Origin of the sequence: Halomonas salipaludis (genome assembly GCF_002286975.1) — a bacterium.
GTDB lineage: Bacteria > Pseudomonadota > Gammaproteobacteria > Pseudomonadales > Halomonadaceae > Franzmannia > Franzmannia salipaludis.
This window is the reverse complement of sequence record NZ_NSKB01000004.1, coordinates 167,184-181,709: the sequence shown is the minus strand read 5'-3', so window position 1 is coordinate 181,709 and position 14,526 is coordinate 167,184. Positions and strand designations below refer to the sequence as shown.

Annotated in this window: 13 protein-coding genes; 9 read left to right on the top strand and 4 right to left on the bottom strand. The window is 67.6% G+C overall.

Annotated features, from left to right (window positions below; genetic code table 11):
- The first annotated feature begins 235 nt into the window (after positions 1-235).
- The gene (gene epmA, locus CK498_RS11370; protein WP_095620981.1) at positions 236-1,210 is read left to right on the top strand and encodes an EF-P lysine aminoacylase EpmA; all 975 of its coding nucleotides are present in this window, start codon (positions 236-238) and stop codon (positions 1,208-1,210) included.
- A gap of 102 nt (positions 1,211-1,312) precedes the next feature.
- Here epmA and asd read toward each other — a convergent pair whose 3' ends face one another.
- From asd to rsgA, 3 genes are all read right to left on the bottom strand, one after another.
- On the bottom strand, positions 1,313-2,158 hold the full coding sequence (gene asd, locus CK498_RS11365) for an archaetidylserine decarboxylase (protein WP_095620980.1): 846 nt from the start codon (positions 2,156-2,158) through the stop codon (positions 1,313-1,315).
- 93 nt (positions 2,159-2,251) lie between these two features.
- On the bottom strand, positions 2,252-3,082 hold the full coding sequence (locus CK498_RS11360; protein WP_095620979.1) for a sulfurtransferase: 831 nt from the start codon (positions 3,080-3,082) through the stop codon (positions 2,252-2,254).
- A 72-nt stretch (positions 3,083-3,154) separates the two neighbouring features.
- Positions 3,155-4,183 carry a small ribosomal subunit biogenesis GTPase RsgA gene (gene rsgA / locus CK498_RS11355; protein ID WP_095621310.1) on the bottom strand — a complete coding sequence of 343 codons (1,029 nt, stop codon included), beginning with the start codon at positions 4,181-4,183 and terminating at the stop codon, positions 3,155-3,157.
- 53 nt (positions 4,184-4,236) lie between these two features.
- Here rsgA and orn point away from each other — a divergent pair, with 53 nt between their 5' ends.
- On the top strand, positions 4,237-4,806 hold the full coding sequence (gene orn, locus CK498_RS11350; RefSeq protein ID WP_176475779.1) for an oligoribonuclease: 570 nt from the start codon (positions 4,237-4,239) through the stop codon (positions 4,804-4,806).
- A 25-nt stretch (positions 4,807-4,831) separates the two neighbouring features.
- On the opposite strand, the gene queG is transcribed toward orn, so the two are convergent.
- Positions 4,832-5,935: a tRNA epoxyqueuosine(34) reductase QueG gene (gene queG, locus CK498_RS11345; protein ID WP_095620978.1), complete on the bottom strand. Its 1,104-nt coding sequence runs from the start codon at positions 5,933-5,935 to the stop codon at positions 4,832-4,834.
- Between the two features lie 258 nt (positions 5,936-6,193).
- On the opposite strand from queG, the gene CK498_RS11340 reads away from it, so the two are divergent.
- From CK498_RS11340 to hflX, 7 genes are all read left to right on the top strand, one after another.
- The gene (locus tag CK498_RS11340; RefSeq protein WP_095620977.1) at positions 6,194-7,714 is read left to right on the top strand and encodes an NAD(P)H-hydrate dehydratase; all 1,521 of its coding nucleotides are present in this window, start codon (positions 6,194-6,196) and stop codon (positions 7,712-7,714) included.
- On the top strand, positions 7,692-8,174 hold the full coding sequence (tsaE, locus tag CK498_RS11335) for a tRNA (adenosine(37)-N6)-threonylcarbamoyltransferase complex ATPase subunit type 1 TsaE (RefSeq protein WP_095620976.1): 483 nt from the start codon (positions 7,692-7,694) through the stop codon (positions 8,172-8,174). Before CK498_RS11340 ends, tsaE begins: the two co-directional genes overlap by 23 nt.
- Positions 8,175-8,215: 41 nt before the next feature.
- Positions 8,216-9,730 (top strand): N-acetylmuramoyl-L-alanine amidase, encoded by a 1,515-nt coding sequence (locus CK498_RS11330; protein ID WP_095620975.1) that lies wholly within the window; start codon positions 8,216-8,218, stop codon positions 9,728-9,730.
- A 17-nt stretch (positions 9,731-9,747) separates the two neighbouring features.
- Positions 9,748-11,691, top strand: coding sequence for a DNA mismatch repair endonuclease MutL (gene mutL, locus CK498_RS11325; protein WP_095620974.1), 1,944 nt, complete (start codon positions 9,748-9,750; stop codon positions 11,689-11,691).
- A gap of 174 nt (positions 11,692-11,865) precedes the next feature.
- Complete coding sequence (gene miaA, locus CK498_RS11320) at positions 11,866-12,804, top strand: tRNA (adenosine(37)-N6)-dimethylallyltransferase MiaA (RefSeq protein WP_095620973.1); 939 nt, start codon at positions 11,866-11,868, stop codon at positions 12,802-12,804.
- A 123-nt stretch (positions 12,805-12,927) separates the two neighbouring features.
- On the top strand, positions 12,928-13,176 hold the full coding sequence (gene hfq / locus CK498_RS11315; protein WP_095620972.1) for an RNA chaperone Hfq: 249 nt from the start codon (positions 12,928-12,930) through the stop codon (positions 13,174-13,176).
- Between the two features lie 14 nt (positions 13,177-13,190).
- Positions 13,191-14,507, top strand: a complete 1,317-nt coding sequence (hflX, locus tag CK498_RS11310; RefSeq protein ID WP_095620971.1) for a ribosome rescue GTPase HflX — start codon at positions 13,191-13,193, stop codon at positions 14,505-14,507.
- The last annotated feature ends 19 nt before the right edge of the window (positions 14,508-14,526 follow it).

Here is a 14,526-nt window from a genome sequence, read left to right as displayed (position 1 = left end):
TCGGGTGTGGCTTCCATCGCTCGGAGAGGGCGAAAAAGATACTGGATCGGAAGGTCGAGCGGCGCAGGGGACAGGGCGTAGCGGAACTCTTTTTCAGGGATGAAAAAGTGAGCGCCCAGGGATGGGTTCACAGTGTGTCCGCGTAGCTCTGTCGCCGACTAGCCGCGGTATAGCCCCCACACGAAGGCCATGCTGTTTCTCGGCGTGGCCTTCGCCGTTTCTTGAGGAGTTCGTCATGGCGACCGACTGGCAGCCCACGGCGGAGATCACGACGCTGCGCGAGCGGGCGCGGCTGATCGCCGCGCTGCGGGCGTTTTTTGCCGAGCGCGATGTGTTCGAGGTCGAGACCCCGGTGCTGGGCCACGGCGGCAGCAGCGACGTGCACCTGGCCTCGCTGTCGACCCAGGCGACCACCCCGGACGGCCGCGAGACGCTATGGCTGCAGACTTCGCCGGAATTCCATATGAAGCGGCTGCTGGCCGCAGGCTCAGGGCCTATCTTTCAGCTGGCGCGCAGCTTCCGCGACGGCGAGGTGGGGCGGCGCCACAATATCGAATTCACCATGCTCGAGTGGTACCGCCCGGGCTTTTCGCTGGCTGAACTGATCGCCGAGTGCGAGGCCCTGGTCCGCCACCTGCTGCCGCAGGACCCCGGCCCGCTGCGCCAGCGCCGCTATCGTGAGCTGTTTCGTGAAGCGCTTGAAATCGACCCGTTTAGCGTGGCGCTGGATGAACTGCAGCGGCTCGCCTCCAGGCATAGCGGGTTGGATATGGCCGACAGCCCCCGCGACGATTGCCTTGACCTGCTGATGAGCCTGGTGATCGAGCCGACGCTGGGCAGGGAGGGCATTGACGCAGTGGTCGACTATCCGGCTAGCCAGGCGGCGCTGGCGCGGCGACAGCGCGATCCGCAGGATGGCGAGTGGGTGGCGGCACGCTTCGAGATCTATCTGGCCGGGCTGGAGCTCGCCAACGGCTACGACGAGCTCACCGACGCCGCTGAGCAGCGCGCCCGCTTTAACGCCGACAATACCCAGCGCCGCGCGCTGGGGCGGTCCGAGGTCGACATCGACGAGCGGCTGCTGGCGGCGCTGGCGGCCGGCATGCCGCCGGCCTGTGGCGTGGCGCTGGGCCTCGATCGGCTGCTGCAACTGGCGCTTGGCAAGCAGAGCGTGGCGGAGGTGATGGCCTTCGCCACGCCGCGTTGCTAGGCCGCCTCAGGGTGCCGGGGGGAAGACAGTTTTCACCGCTCAGGGCTGATCCGTCGACAGGCCTAAAGCCCCCCGTTTCGACCTGTCCCCCGGCGCCCCTCACTATGGGGTGCTAAGGTCGCCTAATGACTGCCCCATCTGAACGCTGTCGCCAAACGCGAGGGCGTCCTCATCGAAGGGCATCTCCTCCGAGAAGCACATCACCACCGTGGAGCCGAGCTTGAAGCGGCCCATCTCGGCGCCGCGCTCCAGGGTGATGGGGGTGTCGAAGCGAATCGACTGCACCTCGTTGCCCAGCGGCGTGATCTGCCCGGCCCACACCGTCTCGATGGCGGCGACGATCATCGCCCCCACCAGCACCATGGCCATGGGGCCATGCTCGGTATCGAAGATGCACACCAGCCGCTCGTTGCGGGCAAACAGCGCTGGCACATGGTCGGCGGTGGCCTGGTTGACGGAAAAAATCCGCCCCGGTACATAGACCATCTCGCGCAGGGTGCCGGTCAGCGGCATGTGCACGCGGTGGTAGTCGCGGGGGGAGAGGTAGACGGTGGCGAAGCTGCCCTGGCGGAAGGGCTCGGCGCGCTGCATGTCGCCACCCAGCAGGCTGGTGACCGAGTAGGCCTGGCCCTTGGCCTGCACCAGGGTGCCGTGGCGGGTCACGCCGAACTGTGACAGGGTACCGTCGGCGGGGCACAGTAGCCCTTCACCGAGCGGGCGGGCGTCGGCCTTGAGGGCGCGGGTAAAAAAGGCGTTGAAGCAGGCGTAGGCGGTGGGATCGGGCTCGGCGGCCTGGCTCATGTCGACCTTGAAGCGACGGATAAAGGCCTTGATCAGCAGGTTCTTGAGCCAGCCGATTCGTGTCTCGGCGAGCAGGCCAACCAGCCGCGAGATAAGGTGATGGGGCAGCGGGTACTGAATCAGGGCGAATAGCTTGGATGGTGACACGTACGTTAAGTCTCTTCAGGGTCTTTGAATAGATGATCGCTAGGGCGGGCTAAGTGCCCGTGAGCCTGAAGCTGGCAGCGCGCCGCTTCCAGCTCACTTCTCTATCGGCGTATCGTCGCGGTTGCCCCACTCCTTCCAGGAGCCGGCATAGGCGCGGATCTTCTCGAAGCCCAGCGCCTTGCCCACCAGCCAGGTCAGGCCGCTGCGGTGGTGGCTCTGGCAGTGAGTGATCACTTCCTTCTCCGGCGTCAGGCCCAGTGCCTCGAGCTCGGTGATCAGCTCGGCGTAGTCGCGGATGCGTAGGCCGCGCTCGGCGTCCATGGCGCGAGTCCACTCCATGTTCACCGCGCCGGGAATATGGCCGAGGTGTTTGTTCTGGCCTTTCTCGCCGGCGTACTCTTCGGGGGAGCGGGCGTCCCACACCGCGAACTGGCGATCACCGATGCGTTCCTTGATCGTCTCGACGTCGATATTGACCTCGGGGTTGAGGATCTCCGCCTGGTAGTCGCTGGGTGTCGGGTCGGTGGCCTGCTGCGAGACCTCGTGTCCCTCCTGGCGCCAGGCGTGAATGCCGCCGTTGAGGTAGGAGTAGCGGCTATGGCCGATCAGCTCCAGGGTCCACAACAGGCGCCCGGCCCAGCCGCCGCCCTCGTCATCGTAGGCCACCACATGGGTGTCACGGGTCAGCCCCAGGGACGAGAATAGCGCCGACAGCGCCTCGACGTCGGGCACGTCGTTGGGCACCTCGCCGCTGCCGCGCACCAGCCGGCGGTGGTCGAGGAACAGCGCGCCGGGGACATGACCCTCGGCATAGCTTTCGGCCTTGAGCGGCACGTCGACGATCAGCAGCTCGGAGGCGTCGAGATGCTCGGCCAGTTGGTCCGGCTCGACGATCAACGGCAGTAGATTGGCTTCAGAGCTCATCGGTGACTCCTTGCGGTCTGCAATGGCGTTGAGGCGATGATGGCACACTCCGCACGGATGCGGCGAGCGGCCTCACTCGCCGTCTGACTCCAGCGAGGCGAGGATGCGCCGGTAGCTGGCGAAGCGCTGTGGATGGATGTCGCCGCGCTCCACGGCGGCCAGCAGGGCGCAGCCCGGCTCCTCGCGGTGGCGGCAGTCGCGAAAGCGGCAGCGGCCGAGATAGTCGTGAAACTCGATAAAGCCGACGGTGACCTGCTCGGCGTCGAGGTGGGTGAGGCCGAACTCGCGGATGCCCGGCGAGTCGATCAGCTCGCCGCCTGCGGGCAAGTGGTAGAGCATCGCCGTGGTGGTGGTATGGGTGCCCTTGCGCGAGTCCTCGGAGAGTGCCCCGATGCGCAGTGCGTGGTCGGGCAGCAGGCGGTCGATCAGCGACGACTTGCCGACACCGCTCTGGCCGACGAACACCGAGGTGCGTCCGGTCAGGCGCTGGTGCAGGGCATCCAGGCCGTCCTGCTGCTTGACGCTGGCCAGTACCACCGGGTAGCCCAGCGCTTCGTAGCGGTCGAGCAGATCGCGCAGCTCGCCGCCGTGCTCTGGCAGCAGGTCGACCTTGTTGAGCACCAGCACCGGGGTGATGCCGGTGGCCTCGGCGGCGACCAGGTAGCGGTCGATCAGGTTGGCATGGGGCTCGGGTTCGGCGGCGAACACGATCAGGATCTGGTCGAGATTGGCGGCTACCGGCTTGAGCTGGCCGCGGGCGTCGGGGCGCTCCAGGACGCTGTCGCGCTCGCCGCGGGCTACCACCACGCCGCTGTCGTCATTGGCCTGGCGCCACACCACCCGGTCACCGGTCACCAGCCCATCCATGTTGGCGCGCATATGGCAGCGGTGGCGGTGACGCTGGCCGCTGTCATCGACGGCCTCGACGTCGAGGCTGCGGCCGAAGTGAGCGGTTACCCGGCCGGGGCGCTCGGGGCCGAATTCGCCCGCCTCGAGGCGTTCGCCATCGCGGGCGTCGACACGCTCGGCGCGCTTGGCGCGTTCGGCCTGGATCTTCTCGATGCGCCAGCGCTGCTGGCGGGTCAGCTTACGTTTGCTCATGACGGCCTTGTGACGGGTACAATGGGGCATTGTACCTCAAGGAGAGACCCCTGATGGCGGATGATCAAGGCCAGGCCCCCCGTGACGACCTGCTGGTGTGGATCGACCTGGAGATGACCGGGCTCGACCCGGTTCGTGAGCGCATCATCGAAGTGGCGACGCTGATCACCGATAACCGGCTCGAGGTCATTGCCGAAGGCCCGGTGATCGCGGTGCACCAGAACGCCAGCCTGCTGGAGGGCATGGACGCCTGGAACCAGAAGACCCACGGCGAGTCGGGGCTGGTCAAGCGGGTCCAGGAGAGCCAGATCGGCACCGACGAGGCCCAGCGCCAGACGCTCGAGTTCCTGCGCCGCTACGTCAAGCCCGGCAGTTCGCCGATGTGTGGCAACAGCGTGCATCAGGATCGACGCTTCCTGGAGCGCGAGATGCCCGAGCTGCTGGCCTTCTTCCACTACCGCAACCTCGACGTCTCGACCCTCAAGGAGCTGGCCAAGCGCTGGCATCCAGAGGCGACCAAGGGCTTCGAGAAGCGCAACGTGCACCTGGCGATGGACGATATCAAGGAGTCGGTCGCCGAGCTGGCCCACTACCGCGAGACCTTTATCAAGCTGCCGCAGTGAGCGCAGCCCTTTTGTAGGCACCCTCTCAGCTGCTGGCGATCAGCGCGGCCTGCTTGTCGCGCTGCTCGGCCAGCGCCCAGCGCACGTGCTCGCGAACCAGGTCGGAGGGGTAGGCGAGCCGTGCCCGCAGCGCGGTGCGCACCGTCTCGCTGGGCGGGGCGTTGCCCAGGCCCACCGCCAGGTTGCGTAGCCAGCGCGGGTAGCCGATGCGGCGGATCGCGCTGCCCTTGGTCCTGCTCAGAAACTCCTCTTCGCTCCAGCCGAATAGTCGCACCAGCGAGGCGCGGTCGAGGTCGTGGCGCGGCGCGAAGTCGGCCTCGGCGCTGAGCCGCGTAAAGCGCGTGAAGGGGCATACCAGCTGGCAGTCGTCGCAGCCGTAGACCCGGTTGCCCATGGCGCGGCGATACTGCTCGGGGATCGCGCCGTGCAGCTCGATGGTCAGGTAGGAGATGCAGCGCCGCGAGTCGACCACCTTGTCATCGACGATGGCGCCGGTGGGGCAGGCCACCTGGCAGGCGTCGCACTTGCCGCAGTGCTCGCTGGTGAAGGATTCGTCCACCGGCAGCGGCAGGTCGGTATAGAGTTCGCCGAGGAAGAACAGCGAGCCGGCCTGGGGGTTGAGCAGCATCGAGTTCTTGCCGAACCAGCCGAGCCCCGCCTTCTGCGCCAGGGCACGCTCCATCACCGGCGCCGAGTCGACGAAGGCGCGGTAGCCGAAGGCGCCGACGCGCTGCTCGATCTGCTGGGCGAGCTGCGCCAGGCGCTTGCGGATCAGCTTGTGGTAGTCGCGGCCCAGGGCGTAGCGCGAGACATAGGCGATCTGCGGTTGTCCCAGCGTCTTGGTGGTCTCCACCTCCGGCGGCAGATAGTCCATGCGCACGCTGATCACCCGCAGAGTGCCGGGCACCAGCTCGGCGGGACGGGTGCGCTTGGTGCCGTGTTTGGCCATGAAGCCCATCTCGCCGTGGTGGCCTGCCGCCAGCCAGCGCTCGAGATAGCGTTCGTGGTTTTCCAGATCGGTATCGGTGATGCCGACCTGCTGAAAGCCCAGCTCACGGCCCCAGGTCTTGATCTCGGCGGCCAGCGTATGCAGCTCGCTGGCGGTGAGCGCGGTAGATGTCTCGGACATGATGGAAAGACGATGAAGGCTGAGTGGATGGGCCCAAGGGCGCACCACCTTATACTAGTCTCAATAACACGTCATTTAAGAGCTAAGTCTAACGCAGTTGCTACTAGCGAGGGGCGCTGGCGGCAGGTCGCAGAGGAGGTTCTACGCCAGGGATGGCGTAGGTAGCGCCCAGGGATGGGTTCACAGCGCCTCCTCATAGGCCTGCCGGCGGATCAGTCCCGAGCGGTGGTATCCATAGCCCTGGTTTAGGAGCAGTCCATGCAGCAGGCCCTGCGCCCCCTGTACCGCGCCGAGCAGGTGCGCGAACTCGACCGCCGCACCATCGCTGCGGGCATCGACGGCTTTAGCCTGATGCAGCAGGCCGCCAGCGCCGCCTTCGACGCCCTGCGCCAGCGCTGGCCGCAGGCGCGCCGGTTGAGCGTAGTGTGCGGCGCCGGCAATAACGCCGGCGACGGCTATGTGCTGGCGGCGCTGGCAGTGTGCGACGGGTTCGACGTGCAGCTGATCGCCCTGCGCGATCCCGATAGCCTCGAGGGTGATGCTGGCCGCGCCGTGGCCATGGCCCGTCGCGTCGGCCTTAAGCCGCAGGCCTGGTCTGCCGATATGAGCATCATGGGCGAAGTAGTGGTGGATGCGCTGCTGGGCACAGGGCTGAGCGGTGAGGTGCGTGAGCCATTCGCCGCGGCCATCGCGGCCATCAACGCCAGCGAGTTGCCGGTGCTGGCCGTTGACATCCCCTCGGGGCTCTCGGCCGACAGCGGCGCGGTGCTCGGCTGCGCCGTCGAGGCAACCCTGACCACCACCTTCATCGCCGACAAGCTGGGCCTGCATACCGGCGCCGCCGTGGCCCACGTCGGCGAGCATCGCCTGCTGACGCTGGGGGTGGACGCAGCGCAGCACGGCGATCTTGCCGCGGCGGCCTGGCTGCTGGATGACGCGCCGGATCCGCTGCTGGCGCCAAGGCGCCGCGACAGCCACAAGGGCGATCACGGCCACCTGCTGGTGCTCGGCGGAGCGCCGGGGTTCGGCGGTGCGGCGCTGTTGGCCAGCGAGGTGGCGGCGCGGCTGGGGGCCGGCCGGGTCAGCCTGGCCACTGCACCGGAGCATGTCACGGCGAGCCTCGTCCGCTGCCCGGAAGTGATGGTTCACGGCCTGCGCGGCCCCGCCGACCTTGCATCGCTGCTCGACGGCGCCGATGCGATAGTGGTGGGGCCGGGGCTTGGCCAGGGCGCCTGGGGGCAGGGCATGTGGCAGGCGGCACTGGCGGCGGGCAAGCCGCTGGTGGTCGACGCCGATGCCCTCAATCTGCTGGCCGGGATGGCATCGCCACCCCGTCGGGATGACTGGATACTCACGCCGCATCCCGGCGAGGCGGCGCGGCTGCTCGGCTGCTCGAGTCGCGAGGTACAGCACGACCGGCCTGGCGCAGTGGCCGCCCTGGCGCGCCGCTACGGTGGCCAGTGGGTGCTCAAGGGCGCCGGCACCCTGGTTGGCGATGAGGCGGACCTGGCGGTGTGCTCGTTCGGCAACCCCGGCATGGCCAGCGGCGGCATGGGCGATGCGCTGAGCGGGATGCTTGGCGCCTTGGTGGCGCAGTTCGGCCGCGGTGGCGGCGTGCTGGGTAAGATTGCCCGTAGCGGGGTAGTGCTGCACGCCCGCGCCGCCGATCTGGCCGCCGCGGACGCCGGCGAGCGTGGTCTGCTGGCCGGCGATCTGGCATCCTATGCGCGACGATTGGCTAACCCGCGGACGAGCGATGTACGTGATACTGCCCGATGAAGACGCCCAGGTCGCCTTTGGTGCGGCGCTGGGAAGCGCGCTGGCGGGGCGCGGCCAGGTGCATCTCGAGGGGGAGCTGGGGGCCGGCAAGACCACTCTTACCCGCGGTATCCTGCGCGCCTATGGCCATCAGGGCGCGGTCAAGAGCCCGACCTATACCCTTGTCGAGCCCTACCGCCTGGGCGATGTGGAGGTGAATCATTTCGACCTCTATCGCCTCGGTGACCCGGAGGAGCTCGAGTTCATCGGCGCTCGCGACCTGCTGGATGACGACACCCTGAGCCTGGTGGAGTGGCCGAGTCGCGGTGCCGGCTGGCTGCCCGCGCCGGACCTGGCGCTCGAGCTCGAGGTGCTGGATGCCGGCCGCGGGGTGACGCTGAGTGCGCGCAGCGCCTATGGCGAGGCGGTGCTGGCGCGCCTTGAAACTCCCGCTGGGCTGGCGGATAGTCAGCCTGAATGAAAATGAACAGCGTTTTCCTGGATCGGAGCCGAGACCCGTCGATGAGTCCCCGTGACACCCGAACGACCCCGTGGCCAGGGAACAATCCGGCCGCTACTTCTTCCTCCCGCCCGGGAGGAGTGGCGCTGACGCTACTGTTCGCCATCTGCCTCGGGCTGCTGCTGGCGCCGCCCAGCCAGGCCGCCGACATCGACAATGTCCGGCTATGGGCGGCGCCGGACCACTCGCGCCTGGTGTTTGACCTGTCCGATCCCGCCGAAGCCTCGGTGTTCACCCTCGACAATCCCGACCGGTTGGTGATCGACCTCGACAATAGCCGCATGCAGGCGGATACCTCGCGCCTCGATCTCGATGGCAGCGCAATCAGCTCGCTGCGCACCGGAGTGCGCGACGGCAGCGGCCTGCGTGTGGTCCTCGATCTGGAGCGCCGCGTCGAGCCGCGTCACTTCACGCTGCCACCCAACGACCAGTACGGCCACCGCCTGGTGGTAGACCTGGAGTACCCCGGCGAGAGCGCAGTGGAGAACCCCATCGACCCCATTGAGGCGATGATCCGCGAGCAGGAGATCGCCGCTGGGCGGGCCAGCGTCGATAGTGGTGGCGGATCACCGGAGGTGGCCGCCGATGCCGCCACTGCGCTGCAGCAGGCGCAGCCGCATCCGCGGCGCGACATCATCATCGCCATCGACCCCGGGCACGGCGGCGAAGACCCCGGCGCCATCGGCCCCGGCGGAACCCGTGAGAAGGATGTGGTGATGGACATCAGTCGGCGGCTGCAGTCGCTGGTGGATGGCCGCGAAGGCTTCCGCGCGGTGATGATCCGCGACGGCGACTACTATGTCGGCCTGCGCCAGCGCACCCAGATCGCCCGCGAGCAGAAGGCCGACTTCTTCGTCTCGATCCATGCCGACGCCTTTACCAGCGCGCGGCCCCAGGGCAGCTCGGTGTATGCCCTGTCGCAGCGCGGCGCCACCTCCGAGACCGCCCAGTGGCTGGCCGAGAGCGAGAACCGCGCTGACCTGATCGGCGGCGTCGACGGCAACCTGTCGCTGCGCGACAAGGATGAAGTGCTGCGCGGCGTGCTGCTCGACCTGACCATGACGGCCACACTCAACGACTCGCTGTCCATCGGCGGTCAGGTGCTCGACCAGCTGGGCCGGGTCAACCGCCTGCACAAGTCGCGGGTCGAGCAGGCCGGCTTCCGGGTGCTGACGTCGCCTGACATACCCTCGTTGCTGATCGAAACCGGCTTCATTTCCAACCCTGACGAAGAGCGACGGCTCAACGATCCGGGCCATCAGCGCCAGCTCGCCGAGGCGATCATGGGCGGGCTCGATGAGCACTTTCAGCGCAACCCGCCGCCGGCCAGCCTGCTGGCCTGGCAGCGCGACCAGGGCCGCGGTGGCGGCAGCAACGAGTACCGCATCCAGCCCGGCGATACCCTGTCTGAGATCGCCTCGCGTCACCAGGTGTCGCTGAGCCAGCTCAAGCAGGCCAACAACATCAACGGTGATGTGATCCGGGTCGGGCAGGTGCTGCAGATCCCGCGTTCCTGAGCCGCTTGCGAGGTGATATGACACAGCCGCGCCGCATCCAGATACTCAATCCGCGCCTGGCCAACCAGATCGCCGCCGGTGAGGTGGTCGAGCGGCCCTCGTCGGTGGTCAAGGAGCTGATCGAGAACGCCATCGATGCCGGCAGCGCGCGCATCGAGGTCGAGCTCGAAGCCGGCGGTGCCAAGCTGATCCGGGTCCGCGACGACGGCAGCGGCATCGCCGAGGATGACCTGCCGCTGGCGCTGTCGCGCCACGCCACCAGCAAGATCGACAGCCTCGAGGATCTCGAAGGCGTGGCCAGCCTCGGCTTTCGCGGTGAGGCACTGGCTTCGATCAGCTCGGTGTCGCGGTTGGAGCTGATCTCCAATGCTGACGACGACCCCCAGGCCGGCTGGCGGGTGGTCGCCGAGGGCCGCGAGATGCAGCCGCGGGTGACCCCGGCCCCGCACCCCCGCGGCACCAGCGTCGGGGTCCGCGACCTGTTCTTCAATACGCCGGCGCGGCGCAAGTTCCTGCGCACCGAGAAGACTGAGTTCGGCCACGTCGAGGAGGCCTTCCGGCGCCTGGCGCTGTCGCGCTACGACATCGGCTGGACCCTGCGCCACAATCACAAGACGCTGCACCAGCTGCGTCCGGCCAGCGACGCCGCGGCGCGAGAGCGGCGCATCGCCGCGCTGCTCGGCAGCAAGTTCATCGACAACGCTCTGCATCTCGATCTCGACAGCGGCGGTCTGCGGCTGTGGGGCTGGGTGGGCCTGCCCACTCATGCCCGCGCCCAGGCCGACCAGCAGTACTTCTTCGTCAATGGCCGGGTGGTGCGCGACCGGCTGGTGGCCCACGCCATTCGTCAGGCCTACCGCGACGTGCTGTTCCACGGTCGCCATCCGGTGTTCGTGCTGTATCTCGAGCTCGACCCCAGCGTGGTCGACGTCAACGTGCACCCCACCAAGCACGAGGTGCGCTTCCGCGACGGTCGCCTGGTCCACGACTTCCTGTTCTCGAGCCTGCATCGCGCGCTGGGCGAGGCGCGGCCCAATGATGTGTCCGACACCGCCACCGACGAGCCACAGGCACAAGCACAAGCAGTGGCTGGGAGCGACGCCACCGCCTGGCAGCAGCAGCCGATGGCGCTGCGCGAGGGCGTTGCCGAGCCGCGCCCCGGTGCCGACCGCGTGCGCCAGTTCATGGCCGGCTATCGGGCGCTGCATCCCGAGCACGAGGAGAGCCTGTTGACCCCGCAGCCGGCGCCGCCGGGCGGGAGTGCCGCCGAGGTCGCACTGGCCGAGCGCCACGACACAGCGGTGGCAGGGACGAGTGAGGAGCCTGGGGCGCGAATGACACCCGCCCCGCCGCTTGGCCAGGATGACCCGACTCAGGCGCCACCGCTGGGCTACGCCATCGCCCAGCTGCACGGCGTCTATATCCTCTCCCAGTCGCAGCGCGGCCTGGTGATGGTCGACATGCATGCTGCCCACGAGCGCATCGTCTACGAGCGCATGAAGACCCAGGTCCACGGCGGGGCGCTCGACGCCCAGCCGCTGCTGGTGCCGGTGTCGCTGGCCGCCAGCCCCGCCGAGGTGGCCACCGCCGAAGCCGAGCGCGAGGCCTTCACCCGGCTCGGCGTCGAGCTCGACGTGGCGGGGCCGGAGACGCTGCTGGTGCGTCAGGTGCCGGCGCTGCTGGGTGACGCCGACGTCGAGCCGCTGGTGCGCGACATGCTCGCCGACCTGGAGCGCTACGGCCGCTCGGACCGCCTCGAAGCGCGCATCAACGAGCTGCTCTCGACCATGGCCTGCCACGGCAGCGTGCGCGCCAACCGCAAGCTCAGCGTGGCCGAGATGAATGCCCTGCTGCGCGACATGGAACGCACCGAGCGCAGCGGCCAGTGCAACCACGGCCGCCCGACCTGGACCGAGATGAGCATGCACGATCTCGACAAGCTGTTCCTGCGCGGTCAATAACCACTTTAATGCTGGCTACCAGCCTTGCGAGGAGCCCTGGGGGCAGGGTGTAGCGAGGGTCTTTTTCCAGGGAAGGAAAAAGTAGCGCCCAGGGAAGGGTTTACAGCGCCCTCGCGCAAGCCTACCCCCAGGTCAGCTCCTCTACGCCAAGCCGAGAGAAAGACCGACAAGCCCATGCCCGATACGCGCCCCCCCGCCATCCTCCTGGTCGGCCCCACCGCCGCCGGCAAGACCGACCTGGCCATCGCGCTCCACGAGCGCCTCGGCTGCGAGCTGATCAGCGTCGACTCGGCGATGGTCTATCGCGGCATGGATATTGGCACCGCCAAGCCCTCCGTCGAGGAGCAGGCCCGAGCCCCACATCGGCTGATCGATATTCGCGACCCCGCGGAGCCCTATTCGGCGGCGGAGTTTCGCGACGATGCCCTGCGCGAGATGCGACAAATCAGCACAGCCGGCGCCATTCCGCTGCTGGTTGGCGGCACCATGATGTACTACAAACGACTGCTGGCCGGGGTCGCCGAGCTACCCGCCGCGGCCCCCGACGTGCGTGCCGAGCTGGCGCGGCAGGCCGATGAGCAGGGGCTCGGCGCGTTGCACGACGAGCTGGCGCGGGTCGATCCCGACGCTGCACGGCGCATTCATCGCAACGATCCACAGCGGCTGATGCGCGCGCTCGAGGTTTATCGGCTCAGCGGCCGCTCGCTCACCGAACACTGGCAATCGCAGCCCACGGAAACCTTCCCCTGGCGAACGCTGTCGATAGGGTTGGCACCGCTAGAGCGCAGCGTACTGCATCGGCGCATCGAGGCGCGCTTCGAGGCTATGCTGGCCGGCGGTTTCATCGACGAGGTGGTGAGGCTGCGCCAGCGGCGCGACCTGCACCCAGGGCTGCCGTCGATCAAGAGCGTTGGCTACCGGCAGGCCTGGGAGGCGCTGGAAGCGGGATACGATGAGGAGTGGCTGCACCACAAGGGGGTGGTCGCGACGCGCCAGCTGGCCAAGCGCCAGCTGACCTGGATGCGCAGCTGGGATGATCTCGAGTGGGTCGATAGCCTGGCCCCGGATTGCCTGGATCGTGTCCTGAAACTCGTGCGCCATCTAAGCAGTTAGCGTAAGATACGTGTTTCGATTGGCTGCCTGACTTGGCACCGTTGATGAACCATGCGCCGGCCGTGTCACCGCCGGTGTCATAAAAAAATGACATCACTCAAAGAGACAGTTAGGGAGAGCAAAATGTCCAAAGGGCAGTCCCTCCAAGACCCGTACCTGAACATTCTGCGCAAGGAGCGCATTCCGGTATCGATTTTCCTGGTCAACGGGATCAAGCTGCAGGGCCAGATCGAGTCCTTCGATCAGTTCGTGATTCTGCTGCGCAATACCGTTAGCCAGATGGTTTACAAGCACGCTATCTCGACAGTAGTACCGTCGCGTAACGTGCGACTGCCGGCCCAGGATCCTGCGGCGGCGCAAGAAGAGAGTTGAACGCGAGGTAGTGATTGTTTTTTGAACGTCCCGACGCCGGTGAAACGGCGATACTCGTCCATATCGATTTCCAGGACGAACAGGAGCGCGAAGATTCCGGCGAATTTCTGGAACTGGTGCGCTCCGCCGGCGCCGATCCGGCTACCCTGCTGACGGGTAGCCGGCATCGGCCCGATTCTCGAACTTTCATCGGCAGCGGCAAGCTCGACGAGCTCAAGGCACTGATGCCGATCCACCAAGCCGAGCTGGTGATCTTCAACCACTCGCTGAGCCCCTCCCAGGAGCGTAACCTGGAGCGGACGCTGAAGTGCCGGGTGCTCGACCGCACCGGCCTGATTCTGGATATCTTCGCCCAGCGGGCGCGGACTCACGAGGGCAAGCTGCAGGTCGAGCTGGCCCAACTCGAATACATGTCGACGCGCCTGGTGCGCGGCTGGACCCACCTCGAGCGCCAGAAGGGCGGTATCGGCCTGCGCGGCCCGGGTGAAACCCAGCTCGAGACCGACCGCCGCCTGCTGCGTGGGCGCATCAAGTCGATCCATCGGCGCCTCGACAAGGTGCGCAGCCAGCGCGAGCAGAACCGTCGTGCCCGTGCTCGCGCCGAAATTCCCAGCGTCTCACTGGTAGGCTATACCAACGCCGGCAAGTCGACGCTGTTCAACGCCGTGACCGAAGCCTCGGTCTACGCCGCGGATCAGCTGTTCGCGACCCTCGACCCGACCCTGCGTCGTCTCGAGGTCGAAGACGTCGGGCCGGTGGTGCTGGCCGACACTGTGGGCTTCATCCGCCACCTGCCGCACAAGCTGGTCGAGGCATTTCGCGCCACCCTGCAGGAGGCCGCCGAGGCCAGCCTGCTGGTGCACGTGATCGACGCCGCCGACCCTGACCGTGAGCTCAACGTCGAGCAGGTGCAGCGGGTGTTGCAGGAGATCGGTGCCGATGAGGTACCCTGCCTGTTGGTGATGAACAAGATCGACCTGCTCGATAGCGCGCCGCGCATCGAACGCGACGGCGAGGGGCGCCCCGAGGCGGTGTGGCTGTCGGCGCAGCAGGGCCTGGGGCTCGAGCTGCTGGCCGAGGCGCTCTCCGAGTGCCTGGCCGATGACGTCATCGACTTTGCCCTGACGCTGACGCCAGAGCAGGGCAAGCTGCGCGCCGGCCTGCATGAGCTGGGCGCGGTGCGTGACGAACGCTTCGATGAAGGCGGCTGCAGCCAGCTCGAGGTGCGCCTGCCGCGCCGCGACTTCCTGCAGCTGATGGCGCGGCTGGGTGAGCGCGCCGACGATTACCTGCCCGTCGAAGAGCGCAGTCGTCCGGTCTGGGAGGCCTGACGGCTGCTGTTTCGGTGGG